The 15,998-nt window shown below is 69.1% G+C and carries 16 protein-coding genes; all 16 read right to left on the reverse strand.

The features are described from left to right. Positions 1-879 carry an SDR family oxidoreductase gene (locus tag ABIC51_RS21980; protein ID WP_175852884.1) on the reverse strand — a complete coding sequence of 293 codons (879 nt, stop codon included), beginning with the start codon at positions 877-879 and terminating at the stop codon, positions 1-3. A gap of 41 nt (positions 880-920) precedes the next feature. Next, a complete protein-coding gene (locus ABIC51_RS21985; protein WP_175897498.1) occupies positions 921-2,072 on the reverse strand; it encodes an acetyl-CoA C-acetyltransferase in 1,152 nt (383 codons plus the stop codon). After that, on the reverse strand, positions 2,069-3,139 hold the full coding sequence (locus ABIC51_RS21990; protein WP_060319680.1) for an acyl-CoA dehydrogenase family protein: 1,071 nt from the start codon (positions 3,137-3,139) through the stop codon (positions 2,069-2,071). Before ABIC51_RS21990 ends, ABIC51_RS21985 begins: the two co-directional genes overlap by 4 nt. A 35-nt stretch (positions 3,140-3,174) precedes the next feature. Next, a complete protein-coding gene (locus ABIC51_RS21995; protein WP_354006632.1) occupies positions 3,175-4,344 on the reverse strand; it encodes an acyl-CoA dehydrogenase family protein in 1,170 nt (389 codons plus the stop codon). Beyond that, positions 4,341-5,156, reverse strand: a complete 816-nt coding sequence (locus tag ABIC51_RS22000) for an enoyl-CoA hydratase family protein (protein WP_034196055.1) — start codon at positions 5,154-5,156, stop codon at positions 4,341-4,343. The genes ABIC51_RS21995 and ABIC51_RS22000 overlap by 4 nt, the downstream gene beginning before the upstream one ends. A gap of 19 nt (positions 5,157-5,175) precedes the next feature. Continuing rightward, entirely contained in the window at positions 5,176-6,285 is a 1,110-nt protein-coding gene (locus tag ABIC51_RS22005; RefSeq protein ID WP_354006633.1) for an NAD(P)H-dependent flavin oxidoreductase, read from the reverse strand. Continuing rightward, on the reverse strand, positions 6,282-7,202 hold the full coding sequence (locus ABIC51_RS22010; protein WP_354006634.1) for an enoyl-CoA hydratase: 921 nt from the start codon (positions 7,200-7,202) through the stop codon (positions 6,282-6,284). The genes ABIC51_RS22005 and ABIC51_RS22010 overlap by 4 nt, the downstream gene beginning before the upstream one ends. An 8-nt stretch (positions 7,203-7,210) precedes the next feature. Then, entirely contained in the window at positions 7,211-8,008 is a 798-nt protein-coding gene (locus ABIC51_RS22015) for a CoA-transferase subunit beta (RefSeq protein ID WP_354006635.1), read from the reverse strand. A 10-nt stretch (positions 8,009-8,018) separates the two neighbouring features. Then, a complete protein-coding gene (locus ABIC51_RS22020) occupies positions 8,019-8,912 on the reverse strand; it encodes a CoA transferase subunit A (RefSeq protein WP_124917626.1) in 894 nt (297 codons plus the stop codon). Positions 8,913-8,921: 9 nt separating this feature from the next. Beyond that, positions 8,922-9,818, reverse strand: coding sequence for a VOC family protein (locus tag ABIC51_RS22025; RefSeq protein WP_146254386.1), 897 nt, complete (start codon positions 9,816-9,818; stop codon positions 8,922-8,924). 199 nt (positions 9,819-10,017) lie between these two features. Further along, positions 10,018-10,488, reverse strand: a complete 471-nt coding sequence (locus tag ABIC51_RS22030; RefSeq protein WP_175755016.1) for a type II toxin-antitoxin system VapC family toxin — start codon at positions 10,486-10,488, stop codon at positions 10,018-10,020. After that, complete coding sequence (locus ABIC51_RS22035; protein ID WP_021159426.1) at positions 10,421-10,657, reverse strand: FitA-like ribbon-helix-helix domain-containing protein; 237 nt, start codon at positions 10,655-10,657, stop codon at positions 10,421-10,423. Before ABIC51_RS22035 ends, ABIC51_RS22030 begins: the two co-directional genes overlap by 68 nt. Before the next feature lie 396 nt (positions 10,658-11,053). Then, on the reverse strand, positions 11,054-11,731 hold the full coding sequence (locus ABIC51_RS22040) for a hypothetical protein (RefSeq protein WP_027791761.1): 678 nt from the start codon (positions 11,729-11,731) through the stop codon (positions 11,054-11,056). 772 nt (positions 11,732-12,503) lie between these two features. Beyond that, positions 12,504-13,277: an SDR family NAD(P)-dependent oxidoreductase gene (locus ABIC51_RS22045; protein WP_060085383.1), complete on the reverse strand. Its 774-nt coding sequence runs from the start codon at positions 13,275-13,277 to the stop codon at positions 12,504-12,506. Between the two features lie 32 nt (positions 13,278-13,309). Then, positions 13,310-14,896 (reverse strand): FadD3 family acyl-CoA ligase, encoded by a 1,587-nt coding sequence (locus ABIC51_RS22050; RefSeq protein ID WP_354006636.1) that lies wholly within the window; start codon positions 14,894-14,896, stop codon positions 13,310-13,312. Between the two features lie 39 nt (positions 14,897-14,935). Beyond that, a complete protein-coding gene (locus ABIC51_RS22055; protein ID WP_354006637.1) occupies positions 14,936-15,997 on the reverse strand; it encodes a 2Fe-2S iron-sulfur cluster-binding protein in 1,062 nt (353 codons plus the stop codon). Position 15,998 lies beyond the last annotated feature (1 nt).

Here is a 15,998-nt window from a genome sequence, read left to right on the forward strand (position 1 = left end):
TCAGCTCCCGTACACGCGCTGCGCGGGCCGCGTCTCGGCGAGCAGCCGCGCGACCGCCGGGCCGACCTCGGCCGCCGCCCAGCGCGCGCCGCGGTCGACGCTCGGGCCCGTGCGCCAGCCTTCCGCGACCGCGATCATCCCGCCCGCGACCTCGAACACCTGGCCCGTCACGTCGGCCGACAGCTCGCTGCCGAGCCACACGACGAGCGGCGCGACGTTGGCCGGGTCGAAATAGTCGAAGCCGCCGTCCTCGGGCTTCTTCATCATGTCGGCGAACACGCCTTCGGTCATCGACGTCCGCGCGGCCGGCGCGAGTGCGTTCACGCGCACGCCGTAGCGCTGCAGCTCGGCCGCCTGCATCAGCGTGAGCGCGGCGATGCCGGCCTTCGCCGCGCCGTAGTTCGACTGGCCGATCGAGCCTTGCAGGCCGGCGCCGGAACTCGTGTTGACGATCCGCGCGTCGACCGCGTGGCGGGCCTTCGCGGCATCGCGCCACACGCGCGCCAGCACGCTCGACAGGCAGAAGTGGCCGCGCAGGTGCACGCGCATCACGTCGTCCCAGTCGGTTTCGGTCATGCTCGTGAACATCTTGTCGCGGCAGATGCCCGCGTTGTTGACGAGCACGTGCACATCGCCGAACGCTTCGCGGGCCGCGTCGACGATCCGCTGCGCCGTTTCGACGCGCGTGATGTCGTCCGCATTCGCAAGCGCGTTGCCGCCGTGTCGTGCGATCTCGTCGCACACGGCCTGCGCGGCCTCGTGCCGGATGTCGTTGACGACAACCGCCGCGCCTTCGGCCGCGAACGCGAGCGCATATTCGCGCCCGAGCCCGCCGCCCGCGCCGGTGATGATGACGGTGCGTCCGTTACAGATTCCCATGCTGGTGCCTCTTGGATCGTGAGATCGTGAAAGTGACGCGCTCACAGGCGCTCGATGATCGTGACGTTCGCGAGGCCGCCGCCTTCGCACATCGTCTGCAATCCGTACCGGCCGCCGGTGCGTTCCAGTTCGTGCAGCAGCGTCGTCATCAGCCGCGCACCGGTCGCGCCGAGCGGATGGCCGAGCGCGATGCCGCCGCCGTTCGGGTTGGTCCTTTCATGCGGGAAACGCGTATCGGCCAGCCACGCCTGCGCGACCGACGCGAACGCCTCGTTCATCTCGACGACGTCGATCTGCGACCAGTCGAGCCCGCTCTTCTTCAACGCGGCCTTCGTCGCCGGGATCGGCGCGGTGAGCATCCACAGCGGATCGTCGCCCAGCACGCTCAAGTGATGGATGCGCACGCGCGGCGTGAGGCCGTAGCGCTTCAACGCGTCCTCCGACACGATCAGCAGCGCCGCGGCCGCGTCGCAGGTCTGGCTCGCGACGGCGGCCGTCAGCGAGCCGCCCGGCGTCAGCGGTTCGAGCGTCGCCATCTTTTCCAGCGACGTGTCGGGGCGCGGCGTCTCGTCGTGCAGCACGCCTTCGAGCGGCACGATTTCCCGCTTGAAATGCCCGGCCTCGATCGCGGCAACCGCACGGCGGTGGCTTTCGAGTGCATAGCGCTCCATCGCGTCGCGCGACAGGTTCCAGTGATCGGCGATCCGCTGCGCGGCGACGAACTGCGACACCGGCGCATCGCCGAATCGTGCGCGCCAGCCGGTGCTGCCCGAGAACGGGTCGTCGAAGCCGAGCGGCGCCGCGCAGGTCATCGCGGACGAAATCGGGATCTGCGTCATCGTCTGCACGCCGCCCGCGACCACCACGTCCTGCACGCCGCTCATCACGGCCTGTGCGGCGAAATGCACGGCCTGCTGCGACGAGCCGCACTGGCGGTCGACCGTCACGCCCGGCACCTGCAGCGGCAACCCGGCCGCGAGCCAGCAGGTGCGCGCGATGTTGCCCGCGAGCGGGCCGATCGTGTCGACGCAGCCGAACACCACGTCGTCGTATTCGTCGGCGGGAATCGCATTGCGCTCGACGAGCGTCTTCAGCACGAAGCCGCCGAGGTCGGCCGCATGCACGTGCGCAAGCCCGCCCTTGCGGCGGCCGGTCGGCGTGCGCAGCGCGTCGACGATATAGGCTTGTTTCATTGACGGGTTTCCTCGAGGTCGAAGGTCTGCGCGGGGCCGATCGGCAATGCGTCGCCGAGGATCGCGTCGGCCACGCGGGCCTTGTGGAATGCGCTGTCGCCCCAGCTGCCGGAGAGCGCCCAGATGCGCTTCATGAAGATCTGCAGGTCGAGCTCCCACGTGTAGCCGATCGCCCCGTGCACCTGCATCGAGTGACGCGCGGCGAGCTGCGCGGCCGACGTCGCCGCGAGCTTCGCGTGGGACACGAACACCGCACGCTGCGGGTGATCGTCGGCGATCGCCTGCGCGGCGCGCGCGACCACCGGCCGTGCGAACTCGTAGCGGATCGCGACATCGGCAAGCAGATGCTTGAGCGCCTGGTACGACCCGATCGCCTTGCCGAACTGCTTGCGCTGCGCGCTGTAGTCGATCGCGACGTCGAGCACGCGCTGCGTGAGGCCGAGCAGTTGCGCGGCGACCGCGAACGCGCCGTGGTCGAGCGCACGGTCCAGCAGCGGCGCGGCTTCGTCGGCGCCTGCGATGCGCGTAGCCGCCGACGGCTCCCAGTCGAGCGTGAACAGCCGCCGCGACGGGTCGACGCTGTCCACCGCGCGCCACGCACACTGCGCGGGATCGACGCGGTGCAGCTCGCCACGGTGCTCGCAAAGGAGCGTTTGCGCGACGTGCACGTCGGCCGCATACGGGTTCACCGGATGCACGAGCGCGACGCGCGCGCGCCCTTCGGCGATGTCGCGCAGCAGCGCGTCGCGCCAGTCGCTCGCCGGCAGCCGCGCGAGCACGCCGGCCGAGACGAGCGCCGTGTCGAGCAGCGGCTCGGGGCTGCCGAAGTAACCATAGGTCTGCGCGAGCAGCGCCCATTCCGCTTCGCTCAGGCCGAGGCCGCCGTGCGCCTCGGGCACCGACACGGCGGTCAGCCCCTGCGACGCGAACAGCGCCCACAGGTCGTCCGAACGCCCGGTCGGCGTGGCCCAGAGCTCGCGGATCAGCTCGGGCGTCATCTCGGTCATCAGCAGGCGCTTCACGCTGTCCGCGAGCGCTTCCTGGTCTTCATCGAATACGAAATCCATACGATGTCCGTTCAGTGAGGGGGGCGCCGGCGCCGTCATGCGCGCGGCATGCCGAGCATCCGTTCGGCGACGATGTTGCGCTGGATCTCGTTGGTGCCCGCGTAGATCGTGCCGGCCTGCGCGAACAGGAAGCCGTCGAGCCAGTGGCCGAGCGTCGCGTGCTGCGCGGCCGTCTGCGGGACGACCTCGCCGTGCGCGCCGAGAATGTCGAGCGCGGTCTGGTGCATGCGCAGGTCGAGTTCCGACCAGAACACCTTGTTGGTGCTCGACTCGGCGCCGATATGGCCGCCCTTCAGCAGCCGGCTCGCGGTCGCGTAGGTCGACAGCGCATACGCCTGCGCATCCATCCACGCCTGCACCACGCGCTCGCGCAGCGTCGGATCGCGATCCGCGCTGTCGCGGTGGGCGAGATACAGGTCGCGCAGGGCCTGCGCGGTGCACTGGAAGCGCGCGGGCGAACGCAGCATCAGCCCGCGCTCGAAGCCGGCCGTCGCCATCGCGACCTGCCAGCCCGCGCCTTCGGCCGCGAGCCGGTTCTCGACCGGCACGCGCACGTCGTCGAAGAAGATTTCCGCGAAGCCCGTCTGCCCGTTCAGCTGGCGGATCGGCCGCACCGTGATGCCCGGCGCGGACAGCGGCACCATCAGGAACGTGAGCCCGTGGTGGCGTGACGATTCCGGGTCGCTGCGGAACAGCCCGAACAGCCAGTCGGCCCACACCGCGCGCGTCGACCAGATCTTCTGGCCGTTCAATACGTATTCGTCGCCGATCCGGGCGGCCGTCGTGCGGATCGCGGCCATGTCGGACCCTGCATTCGGCTCCGACCAGCCCTGCGCCCATACGTGCTCGCCGGCCGCCATCGCGGGCAGGAAACGCGCCTTCTGCTCCGTGGTGCCGAAATCCATCAGCGTCGGGCCGAGCAGGAAGATGCCGTTCTGGTTCACGCGCATCGGCGCGTCGGCACGCCAGTACTCTTCCTCGAAGATCAGCCACTCGATCAGGTCGCAGCCGCGCCCGCCCAGCTCGCGCGGCCACGTGACCATGCTCCAGCGGCCCGAGTGCAGCGTGCGCTCCCATTCGCGGTGCGCGGCGAAGCCTTCCTCGGTGTCGAAGCTCGGCAGCCGCTCGCGCGGCACGTGCGCGGCGAGCCATTCGCGGATCTCGGCGCGAAACGCCTGTTGCTGCGGCGTGTAGGTCAGGTTCATGCGCGTGCCTCCTCGACGGTGGCCTGCGCATCGAAACGCGCGTCGCGCTTCTCGACGAACGCGGCGCGCGCTTCGGTCGAATCGTTCGTCATGTACGCCTGCAGCGTGAAGCCCTGCTCCCAGCGGTACTTGTCCTCGAGGTCGCCGTCCTCGACGCCGTTCAGCGCCTCCTTCGCGAGCCGCACCATCGCCGGGCTCTTGTCCGCGATCTTGCGGGCGAGCGCGAGCGCCGCGTCGCGCAGCGTGTCGCGCGTCACGACCTGCTCGACCGCACCGAGCCGGTACGCTTCGGCCGCGTCGATCATCTCGCCCGTGAAGTACATCGCGCGCACCTTCTGCACGCCGAACAGCCGCTGCAGGTGCGCGCCGCCGCCCATCGCGCCACGGTCGATCTCGGGCACGCCGAAGCGCGCGCAGTCGGCCGCGACGACGATGTCCGCCGCGCCGCAGATGCCGATCCCGCCGCCGAGCACGAAACCGTGCACGGCCGCGATCACCGGCTTCGGGTTGCGGTGCACGGCGCGGAACGTCTCGTAATTGCCCGCGTTGACCGCCACGATCCGCTCCGGATGCGCGGCCAGCTCCTTGATGTCGACGCCCGCGCAGAAGCCGCGGCCTTCGCCGCGCACGACGATCACGCGGACCTCGTCGTCCTCGCCGAGCGCATCGAGCGCGCGGGAGAGCGCATGCCAGCCCTGCGCGTCGAGCGCGTTCACGGGCGGATGGGCGATCACCAGCTCGGCGATGCCGTCGGCGCGATCGATCCGGAACGGCATCGCGCCGGCCGGTTGGTTGGATCCTGTCATCTCCATTGCCTCCCTGTGATGTTGTTCATGCGGCCCGCGCTGCCGCCGCGCCGCGCAGCGTGGCCAGTGCGTCGAGTCGCTCGCCGGCTTCCGCGACGATCCGTGCGATCAGCGCGTCGCACGGATCGATCGCGCCGATCATCGCGGCCGCCTGGCCGCTCGGCAGCACGCCTTCATCGGGGCGGCCTTCGACGATCGCGCGCTGGATCAGGAACGGCGCGTTCGCCGCCATCAGCGTCTGGCTCGCCGTGTAGTCGTGCGAGCGCAGCGCCTTGATCGCGAGGCCGAGCATGTCGCCCGTGCTCAGGCCGTTCTGGCGCCGCCATGCGTCGGCCGTCTTCAGCGCGAACAGCGTGCGGCGCAGCGGGCCGAAGCGTTCGAGCTTCAGCAGGTACGGGTTGTCGATCATCCGTTGCGGCAGCCCGTCGAGCGCGTCCGACACGCGGATGCGCGCCGGGTCGCCGACCGCGACGTAGCGTTCGAGCGTCTCGCGCGGCACCGGCGATTCGGCGCTCATCAGGAAGCGCGTGCCCATCGCGATGCCGGCCGCGCCGTACGCGAGCGCGGCAGCCAGCCCGCGCCCGTCGAAGAACCCGCCGGCCGCGACCACCGGCACCCGCACCGCGTCGAGCACCTTCGGCAGCAGCAGCGTGGTCGGCACCGAGCCCGTGTGGCCGCCGCCTTCCGCGCCCTGCACCGTCACGATGTCCGCGCCGAGCTCGACCGCCTTCACCGCATGCTTCGGTGCGCCGACGGTCGGCATGCAGACGATGCCGGCGTCCTTGAAGCGGCGGATCGTCTTTGCATCCGGCCCGCGGCCGTAGCTCACCGCGCGCAGCCGGTGCCGGATCGCCAGCTCGACGACCTGCTGCGCGTTCTTCTGGAACATGTGGAAATTGATGCCGAACGGCTTGTCCGTCAGCGACTTCACTTTCAGGATCTCGGCCTCGACCTGCTCGGGTTCGAGCGTCGCGCCGGCCAGGAAGCCGAAGCCGCCGGCGTTGGCGGTCGCCGCGACGAGCCGCGCGTCGGCCACCCAGCCCATCGCGGTCTGCACGATCGGATAGCGGCAGCCGAGCAGGTCGCACAGAGGCGTATGCAGCGGGCTTTGAAGCGTCTGAAGCGTCGTGCTCATGCGGCCGCTCCGTTGACGGCGACCGGTGCGGGCGCGTCGCCGCGATCAACGCCGTTCGGCTGACGCTGCGAACTGGCCATGCTGCGCGCGTCGTAGCCGCCGAGACGGTCGCCGCTCACGAGCTCGTTATGCGCATGCGCGAAGTGATGCCATGCGAAAGCCGCATCCATCGCCGCGCGCTTGCCCTGCAGTTCCTCGACGTGATTCAGCGCCTGCTTGGTCAGCGCGAGCCCGAGGCGCGGCATCGTCGCGATCTTCGCGGCGATCGCATAGGTCGCGTCGTGCAGCCGTTCGCGCGGCACGACGCGGTTGACCATCCCCATCTGGTACGCACGCTCGGCCGGCATCCGTTCGCCGAGGAACAGGAATTCCTTCGCGATGCGCGGGTTCAGTTCGTAGGCGTGCGCGAAATACTCGACGCCCGGAATCCCCATCCGCACGACCGGATCGGCGAAGAACGCATCCTCGGACGCGACGATCAGGTCGCACACCCACGCGAGCATCAGCCCGCCCGCGATGCATGCGCCCTGCACCATCGCGATCGTCGGCTTCGGCAGGTCGCGCCAGCGCCGGCACATCCCGAGGTAGACCTCCTGCTCGCGTGCATAGAGGAATTCGCCGCCGTCCTTGTCGACGTGGTCGTACCACAGCGACGTGCGATCGAACGACTCGTGGATGTCGCGGCCCGGCGTGCCGATATCGTGGCCCGCCGAGAAATGCTTGCCGGCGCCCGCGAGCACGATCGCCTTCACCGCGTCGTCGTGCGCCGCGCGCCGGAACGCCGCGTCGAGCGCATACGTCATCTTCGAGTTCTGCGCGTTGCGATACTCGGGGCGGTTCATCGTGATCGTCGCGATGCCGGCGTCGACCGCGTAGTCGACGACACCGTCGCCGAACGTCATCTGGGTCGCTTCCATGTCGGACCTCATCCCCGGCGCGGCGCCGGATTGTTGCGCACGATCGTCGCGCGCAGGTTGTGCGGATCGAGCGCACGCACGATGCGCAGGTCTTCCGCGTTCGGCGCGGCCGTCGTGCCGAGCTCCGGATGCGCGATCAACGGGAAGCCCGTCGCGTCCTGCACCTCGTCGAAGCTCACGCCCGGATGCAGCGAGCGCACGCGGATCGCGTGGTCGGGTCCGCCGAAATCCATCACGCACAGGTCGGTGACGATGCTGCGCAGGTCGACGAAGGTTTTCATGCCGGGCAACCGGCGCGCCGGGTTGTAGCCGACCGTGCACACCATGTCGACTTCGCCCGCGACGAACGTTCGCTTGCCGTGGCCGCTGACGAAGAACGAGTTCGCATGGTTCGTCGTATTGCCGGGGAAGCCGCGCGCGCCGAGCAGCTGGGTTTTCGGGCGCGCGTAGTCGTCGCCGAGCCACGAGATGTTGGCTTGGCCGAAACGGTCGATCTGCGTCGGCATCACGAGCGCATGGCGGCAGCCGTGCCACAGGCAGTCGAACACGCGTTCGTAGGTCATCCAGCCGCTCGCCTTCACGCGGTAACCGTCGGGGCGCGGGCCGAGCGGCACCGGCTCCTCGACGAGATACGCTTCGCCGTCGGTCAGCATCAGCCCGTTGTTGTACGCAAGCCGCGCGAGGCCGGCCGCGAGCCGCGGGCCCGTGCCGATGCCGGTCGCCAGCACTTCGCCGTCGTCGCGCCAGAGTCGCGCGGACGCGACGATCATCAGTTCCGCGAGGGAATGGTCGAGAGATTCGCTCACAGGCGCTCCTTTACAGAATCGGCAACGGCAGCGTCGTCACGTGCGACAGCCCGCCGACGCCTTCGAGGTACTGGCGTTCGTCCTGGCCGACCACGTCGCGCAGGTACGCCGCCGTCTTCGCGTCGTCTTCCGCACTGGCGCAGTACGCGCGCAGGTGCGGCAGGTCCCAGCCGTAGGCCGGCCCGCACGACGTCGGGTGTGCGCCGCCCGGCGCGTGCACGACGCCGGTGACGAGCGAGCGCTCGAACGGATTGCGTTTCGCTGCGTCGAGGTCTTCGCTCGCGAGCGACGCGTCGACCGTTTCCGCCGACACGTAGCAACGCTGCGCGGCGCGTGCCATCCACGCGTCGAAGAACGGATCGGGGCCGTCGATGCGCGTGTTGCCCATCCGGTCGGCCGCGTTCACGTGCAGCAGCGCGGCGTCGAGGTCGATCGCCGGCATCGCGAGCAGCGTTTCGCCGTCGTCGTACGGCGACTGCACCGTGCGCAGTTGCGGCGCGTGATCGAGCAGCGCGGTGCCGAGCCCGGCACGCGTCGGCAGGAACGGCAGCCGGGCGGCGGCCGCGCGCAGGCCGAGCTGCAGCATCCCTTCGTCGAGTTCCAGCACGTCGATGCGGCCCTGTTCACGCGCACGACGGAATTGCGGTTCGAGCGGGATCACGTCGAGCGACACGAAGCCGAACACCACCTTGCGTACCTTGCCGGCCGCGCACAGCAGCCCGACATCGGCGCCGCCGTACGCGACGATCGTCAGGTCCTTCAGGTTCGAGCGCGCGATTTCGCGCACCAGTGCCATCGGCTTGCGCCGCGGCCCCCATCCGCCGATGCCGATCGTCATGCCGTCGGCGAGTTGCGCGACCACGTCGCGCGCGGACATCGTCTTGTCGAGAGGTTTCATCGTCATCGTGCTGGCTCACCGGTATCCGATGCTGAAATCGTGGCCCCACTGGCTCACCTTCGTGGCCTCGAACACCGCGTGCTTCGACCAGTCGACCGTGAGGCCGCCGAAGCCGTATTCGAGATCGAAGCCGCCGGGGGTCTTCATGTAGAAAGAGATCATCTGGTCGTTGCAGTGGCGCCCGAGCGTCGCGGACATCTTCACGTCGTGCGCGGCCACGCGGTCCAGCGCGCGGCCCACTTCGTCCATCGAGTCGACTTCGGCCATCACGTGCACACAGCCCGACGGCACGGCCATCTCGAACAGCGCGAGGCTGTGATGGCGCGCGTTGCGGCAGTGCATGAAGTGGATGCGCTTTTCGGGTTCGGCGGGATCGGGCGTGAATTTCACGCGATAGATGTCGGACAGCTCGAAGCCGAGCACGCCGCGCACGAACGCGTCGGTCGCGTCGAACTGCGGCGCGGGCAGCACCGCGTGGCCGAGCCCCATGTCGCCGGTGACGAAGTGCGCGACGCCCAGCGGCGACACGAAACGGCGGAAATCGCAGCGCGCCCCCCAATACAGCTCGTGACGGTTGCCGGACGGGTCGGTGCACCACGCCATCGCCTGCACGCGGCGCAGCGCGGCTTCGGCGAACGTCGCGCGGATCGGCTCGACGCCTGCCCGCTGCAGCACCGCCAGCGCGGCGTCGAACGCGGCGCCGTCGGGCAGCTCCCAGCCCGACGCGAAATAGCGATCGGCCGCGCCGGGGACGATCACGTAGCGGAAATCGCGCTCGTCCATCTTCAGGTACAACGCGCCGTCGGGCGCGTCGAGCGCCTGCATGCCCAGCACGTCTTCCGCGTAGCGGCGCCACGCATCGACGCGCGTCGCCTCGACGACGACATAGCCAAGCGCACGGACATCGATCATGTCGGCCTCCTCCTGGTTCAGAATCCGTTGTTCGTGAAAGGATTCTGGCCGGTCGGGGGTGGTGTTACATCGTCTGTTGGGACGAGGGGCGGCGGGGAATCGGAGCGGCGCGGACGCGCGCGGCAGCCCGGCGGAACGGGCCATGCCTGCGGAAGGAGACGGAGAGCCGGTACAGGTTGCCGCGACGCGGCAACCCGGATCAGTCGAACGGGTTCAGCAACCTGACGCCGGTGCGGGCGAAATCCGCGACGTTGCGCGTCACCACGGTGAGATCGTTGATCAGCGCGGTGGCCGCGATCAGCTTGTCGAGTTCGTGCGTCGGATCGGGCACGCGCAAATGCCCCCACGTCTGGCTGATCTCGATGTCGACCGGCAGGATGTTCGGTGCATAGCCGGCCAGGATGGTTGCCACCCACGCCTCGAGCGCCGACGCCTGGGGGTGATCGCCGCGATGACGGATCAGGTCGACGCCGCGGCGAAGTTCAGCAACTGTCACGACGGACAGGTAAAGCGGGCTGGCGTCCGCCGCGGCCTGCCTGAAGAACGCCCGCACGCCACGGTTGGTTCGCTTGCCCTTCCTGATTTCACTGATGACGTTGGTATCAATCAAATACACGCCTGGCCTCGCCGGAATCCTGAATACGTTGAAAATCCGCGTCTTCGCCGACATCGGGCATGCTCATCAGCACTTGCGCAAATGTCTTTCGCTTCGGCCGGCCGAGCGCATCGGCCAGAATGGCCCGATGTTCGGCCTCGGCACTCCGGCCATTTGCCGCAGCCCGCTCGCGCAGGCTCTGAACGATATTGTCATCCACGTTACGCACCAGTAGATTTGCCATGGTTCCCTCCATCCAGATTGATATCAATGATAGCGCCATGACCGGGAATTGCAATCATTGCTATCATCGCCAGCAACGGAAGGAGGACGGTGATCGGCATCAGCGAACGGCAACGGGCCGCATGAACCCTTTCGGCATGCGCCGCTCGCCCGACACGTCGAACTGCTGTTTGAAAGGTAAGCCGGATCGAAACGGCGGGAAAGACAGCCGATCGGCTAGTCACGGCTGAACGGCCTGCGCGGGCGCGCGCCGATCGATGCGGGACGGCTGCATTCACCGATTCCGTGTGCGGTGCTCGCGAGGGTCGTCGGCCCTCCCGTGCCGACATCCGTTGGCCCGCCCGTACCGGCGATGCCGGCCATTCCCCGCCCGGCACGCGCAACGACGCCCCGCCGCTCAGAACCGATACGAAATCCCGATCTGCAACACCGGATACCACCGGTAGCGCGACATCACCTGCCGCAGCGAATCCAGCCCGCTCGCGGCCAGGATCTGGCTCTTCACGGGCCCGGCCGCGGCCGCCAGCTCCGGCGACAGCGTGTACGAGCATTTCGGTATCCCGTACGCAACGCCGAGGTCGGCGACGAATCCCAGCCCTTTCGACGCCGGCCGGTGCCCGTAGCCGATCCCGAAGTACGGCATCACGGTCGGATAGCGCGCTTCGGCCACCGCGTACATCCCCGGCCGCGCCGGATAACGCTTGCCGCCGAACACGTAAGTGCCATTGGTCGGCACCGATACGCCGCGAAGCTCGTCGTCGTTGAAGCGTAGCCCGAGCGTCGCGCGGAAGCCGCTGCCTCGCCACGGAAAGATGTCCGCATACAAGCCGCCCTGGCGCAGCTTCAGGTCGTCCTGGTAGCGATTGCCGGCCACCGTGAAGTCATGCGAAAGATCGATCGCATTGAAATCCGCATGCGCACCGAGCATCGAATTGAAGCTCACGGCCGCGCCGATGCCCACGCCCTGCGTGCCGCCCTGCAGGTAGATTTCCTGCGCATGCGCACTCGCGGCGAACACCACCGCGACGAATGCCCATTGGTTCACCGTCGTTTTCACGGGCGCCTCCCCCGACATGTGCCGGGCGCGCCTCGCCAACGCATGCGGCCTGCGTCGCCATGCGTGGTGCGAACCCCGGCACGACACCTTGCAAGCACGCTTGCTGTTCGACGGATCGGGAACACGTTGCCCATGCGCATGACCGATACGACATGCGCGGCAGGTACGTCGCGACAGGCGACGCCCGCGGCCCGATCCGATTCCCCGTTTGTTTCGATGTCGTTGCATGCCGCCGACGCGTTCGTCGTTCTCGCGAAATTCGTTTGCGCCGGCGGCACCGGGTCAACCGCAAGGCACGTGCCATGCGGCGCAAATCGAAGCGGGAAAAGCGTGTCCGCGTCGCACGGGCGGCAACGCGGGGCGCAATGGTGGGGAAATGTTTCAGGAACGTATCCGTATCCGACGCGCCGAGCCGAAAGGCGCGATTGGCGGAATTGCGCGTCGATCGCGCAGCGCCTGTGGATCGAGGCCGGACGGCCGTCAGCGCACGCGCGTCGCCACGAAGATCAATCGTGTGCAGAGGAATACGTCGGAAAAGCGTTGCAAAAGTGTGACCTTTGGCCGGGCGCACGCGATGCCGATGCGCGATCGTGCGTGACGAGGCAGGGTGAATACCGATGCGTGCGCATCCATCCGTCCGAGCCCGGCACAGATGCGATACGCGAGCCGATCGGTATATCGGCCCGCGTCGTCGATAATTTTCGGAAGGGATGGCGCGTGATATCCGCGCGCAAAACTACCGACCGTTCAGATACGGTTGTCCGAATGAATTTGCCACTTCGGCGTGCCGCTACAACCCATACCCACCGGAAACATTCAACTGCTGCCCGGTAATGTAACCAGCCCGATCCGACGCCAGAAACACCGCCGCCCGCCCGACATCGTGCGCCTTCCCCCAGCGCTTGAGCGCGAGCATCTTCTGCGTCTCGTCGATCCACGCCTGGTCGAACTGCCCCTGTTCGAGCAGCACCGGAAACATCCCGGCCTCGATCACGCCGACCAGGATCGAATTCGCGCGAATGTCGTAGCGCCCTTCCTCGCGCGCCAGCCCTTTCACCAGCGCCTCGTTCGCAGCCTTCGGTGCGACCGACAGCCCGTCGCGCTCGGGCCAGCGCAGATGCCCGGCCGACCCGAGCGTCACGAACGATCCGCCGCCCGACGCACGGAAGTGCGGCAGCGCGGCCTTCGCCGCGACGAAAAAGCCGATCGTCTCGACGTCGATCGCGCGGCGCCAGTCGTCGTGCGTCATGTCGCCGATATGACGCTGGTTCACGAACGGCCCGGCCGCCCAGACCACCGTGTGCACGCGGCCATGCGCGCCGATCGCGGCCGCGAGCGCGGCGTCGACCTGTGCGGGATCGGTCACGTCCACGCAGTGCGTGGTGGCCGCGACACCCTCGCCGCGAATGTCGCGCGCGACACGTTCGGCCACGTCGGCCTTGCTGCGGTAGCCCACCGCGACCGGCACGCCGGCCCGCGCGAACTCGAGCGCGACACCCTGCCCGATCCCGCCGCTGCCGCCGAACACCAGCACCGCACCCTGCGGAAACCCGTTGTCGTTCATGCGTTCATCCCGTTCGTGTACGGCGGCGGCGCTCAGGCCGCCGCCTCGGTCCCCGCCCGCAGGCGGTACTTCAGCACCTTCCCGGCCGCACTCGTCGGCAGTTGCTCGACGAACGTGAAATAACGCGGCACCTTGTAGTTCGCCATGTTGCGGCGCGCCCAGTCGTTCAGTTCGTCGGCGTCGGCATGCGCGCCCGGCCGCAGCACGACATACGCGTGCCCGACCTCGCCGAGCCGCGTATCGGGCACGCCGACCAGCGCGACCTGCGCAATCGCCGGATGCGCGGCGAGCAGCCGCTCGATCTCGGCCGGATAGCAGTTGAAGCCGCCGACGATGAACATGTCCTTGATGCGGTCGGTGATCTTCAGGTTGCCGTTCGCGTCGACGCAGCCGAGATCGCCCGTACGCAGCCAGCCATCGGGATCGACGGTTTCGCGCGTCGCGTCCGGCTGGTTGAAATAGCCGCGCATCACGTTGTAGCCGCGCACCCAGATCTCGCCGGTCTCGTCCGGCCCGAGCGGCGCGCCGCCCGGCCCCGCGATGCGCAATTCGACATCCGGCATCGGCCGGCCGGACGTACAGGCGACCGTCTGCGCATCGTCGCCTTGGCGGCACAGCGTCGCGAAGCCGCACGATTCGGTCAGCCCGTAGCCGGTCAGCACCGTCTCGAAGCCGAGCTCGGCGCGCATCCGTTCGATCAGGCTCGGGGCGATCGCCGCCGCGCCCGTGACCGCGATCCGCAGCGACGACAGGTCGCGCGTCGCGCGATCGGGCGCGTCGAGCAGCGCGTAGTACAGCGTCGGCGGGCCGGGCAGCACCGATATGCGGTCGTCGGCAACGCGCCGCAGCACGTCGGCCGGCTGGAACACGAGATGCGGCAGCACGGTCGCGCCGCTCGACAGCGCGGCGAGCCAGCCCGCCTTGTAGCCGAACGTGTGGAAGAACGGATTGACGATCAGGTAGCGGTCGTCAGGTCGCACGCCGGCGATCGCCGCCCACGCTTGCGCGGCGCGCAGGTTCTGGCCGTGCGCGGTCATCACGCCCTTCGGGCGGCCCGTCGTGCCGGACGTGAACATCAGGTCCATCACGGTGTCGGGCGTCACCAGTGCCTCGCGTTCGCGCACCGCGTCCAGCGGCACTTCGGCGCCGCGCGCGAGGAACGCGTTCCAGGTCTCGTCGTGCGCGCCGGGCGGCGGTTCGCCATCGAACACGACGACGCGCTCGAGCGTCGCGGGCCGGTGCGGCGCGAGCATCGCCGGATAGGATTCGCCGAGGAACGTGCCGCAGCAGAACAGCAGCCGCGCGCCGCCGTCGTGCAGGATGCCGCCGACCTCCATCCCCTTCATCCGCGTATTGACCGGCACGAGGATCGCGCCGACGGTGTGGATCGCCAGCGCCGCGACGATCCATTGCGGCAGGTTCGGCGCCCACACCGCGATGCGGTCGCCGGCCGCGATACCGCTCGCGAGCAGCGCGCGGGCCGCGTCGAGGCGGGCCGTGTCGAGTTCCGCGTAGGTCAGCCGGCCGTGCTCCGACTCGATCGCCGGATGCGCGCCGTGGCGCGCGGCTGCCCGTGCGATCAGCGCGGGCGTGGTCAGGATTTCGTTGTCCATCGTCATAGATCAGGGTGGCCGCGCGCGCCGCCGGCGCGCGTCGGCTCAATCGGGAAACACGACGCGCAGTGCGTCGCTCGCGGGCCGTGCGCAACAGGCGAGCGTCCAGCCGGCCGCGATCTCGTCGTCGTCGAGCACGTGGTTGCTGTCGAGCGCGACCTCGCCGCGCTCGATCCGGCACATGCACGCGCCGCATTGCCCCATCCGGCAGGAATTCGGCGCCGGCACGCCGGCGCGCAGCATCGCGTCGAGCAGCGTTTCGCCGGGCGCGCTGTCGAACGCGAACGCGTCGCCATCGAGCACCGTCTCGATCGCCGCACCGTCGCCGGGCGCCGACGCTGCCGCCGTTGCCGCCGTTGCCGCCGTTGCCGCCGTTGCCGCGGCCTGCACCGGCGCATCGGGCAACGACGCGAACCGCTCGACATGCACGCGCGCACGCGGCAGCCCGAGGCCGAGCATCGCGGCCAGCGCGTTCTCCATGAACAGCGCGGGCCCGCAGATGAACGTCTCCTGCCGGCTGAACGGCCGCGCGAGTTCCTCGAGATGGCGCTGCTGCGGAATGCCCTGCACGCTGTCGAGCCAGTGGATCACGCGCACGCGCCCGGGATGGCGCTGCGCGAGCTGCTGAAGTTCGTCGCGGAAAATCACCGAGCGTTCGTCGCGGTTCGCGTAGATCAGCGTCAGCATCCCGCGCCCGTGCACGAGCGCCGATTTCAGGATCGACAGCACGGGCGTGATTCCGCTGCCGCCCGCGAACAGCAGCAGGTCGCCGTCGAGCGCGCGCGGCGTGAACACGCCGGCCGGCGGCAGCACCTCGAGCGTGTCGCCCGCCCGCACGCGGTCGCACAGCCAGTTCGACGCCCGGCCGTCGCGCACGCGCTTGACGGTGATCTTCGGCGCGGCGTCGATGCCGGGCGCGCTCGACAGCGAATAGCAGCGCGCAACGGCCGCGTCCGCGCACGGCACGTTCAGCGTCAGGAACTGCCCGGGCCGGTACGCGAATGCGTCGCGCAACGCGGCCGGCACGTCGAACACGAACGAGCACGCGTCGTCGCTTTCGGCAATCACTTCGGCGACGGTCAGCCGATGGAAGCGCGAATCGCTCATC

It is taken from the genome of Burkholderia sp. 572 (assembly GCF_040545135.1).
GTDB classification, from domain to species: domain Bacteria; phylum Pseudomonadota; class Gammaproteobacteria; order Burkholderiales; family Burkholderiaceae; genus Burkholderia; species Burkholderia cepacia.

Bases quoted from the DNA above. Each gene is read 5' to 3' on its own strand.
- ABIC51_RS21980 (WP_175852884.1), bottom strand. From the start codon at position 879: ATGGGAATCTGTAACGGACGCACCGTCATCATCACCGGCGCGGGCGGC.
- ABIC51_RS21985 (WP_175897498.1), bottom strand. From the start codon at position 2,072: ATGAAACAAGCCTATATCGTCGACGCGCTGCGCACGCCGACCGGCCGC.
- ABIC51_RS21990 (WP_060319680.1), bottom strand. From the start codon at position 3,139: ATGGATTTCGTATTCGATGAAGACCAGGAAGCGCTCGCGGACAGCGTG.
- ABIC51_RS21995 (WP_354006632.1), bottom strand. From the start codon at position 4,344: ATGAACCTGACCTACACGCCGCAGCAACAGGCGTTTCGCGCCGAGATC.
- ABIC51_RS22000 (WP_034196055.1), bottom strand. From the start codon at position 5,156: ATGGAGATGACAGGATCCAACCAACCGGCCGGCGCGATGCCGTTCCGG.
- ABIC51_RS22005 (WP_354006633.1), bottom strand. From the start codon at position 6,285: ATGAGCACGACGCTTCAGACGCTTCAAAGCCCGCTGCATACGCCTCTG.
- ABIC51_RS22010 (WP_354006634.1), bottom strand. From the start codon at position 7,202: ATGGAAGCGACCCAGATGACGTTCGGCGACGGTGTCGTCGACTACGCG.
- ABIC51_RS22020 (WP_124917626.1), bottom strand. From the start codon at position 8,912: ATGACGATGAAACCTCTCGACAAGACGATGTCCGCGCGCGACGTGGTC.
- ABIC51_RS22025 (WP_146254386.1), bottom strand. From the start codon at position 9,818: ATGATCGATGTCCGTGCGCTTGGCTATGTCGTCGTCGAGGCGACGCGC.
- ABIC51_RS22030 (WP_175755016.1), bottom strand. From the start codon at position 10,488: ATGTCGGCGAAGACGCGGATTTTCAACGTATTCAGGATTCCGGCGAGG.
- ABIC51_RS22035 (WP_021159426.1), bottom strand. From the start codon at position 10,657: ATGGCAAATCTACTGGTGCGTAACGTGGATGACAATATCGTTCAGAGC.
- ABIC51_RS22040 (WP_027791761.1), bottom strand. From the start codon at position 11,731: ATGTCGGGGGAGGCGCCCGTGAAAACGACGGTGAACCAATGGGCATTC.
- ABIC51_RS22045 (WP_060085383.1), bottom strand. From the start codon at position 13,277: ATGAACGACAACGGGTTTCCGCAGGGTGCGGTGCTGGTGTTCGGCGGC.
- ABIC51_RS22050 (WP_354006636.1), bottom strand. From the start codon at position 14,896: ATGACGATGGACAACGAAATCCTGACCACGCCCGCGCTGATCGCACGG.
- ABIC51_RS22055 (WP_354006637.1), bottom strand. From the start codon at position 15,997: ATGAGCGATTCGCGCTTCCATCGGCTGACCGTCGCCGAAGTGATTGCC.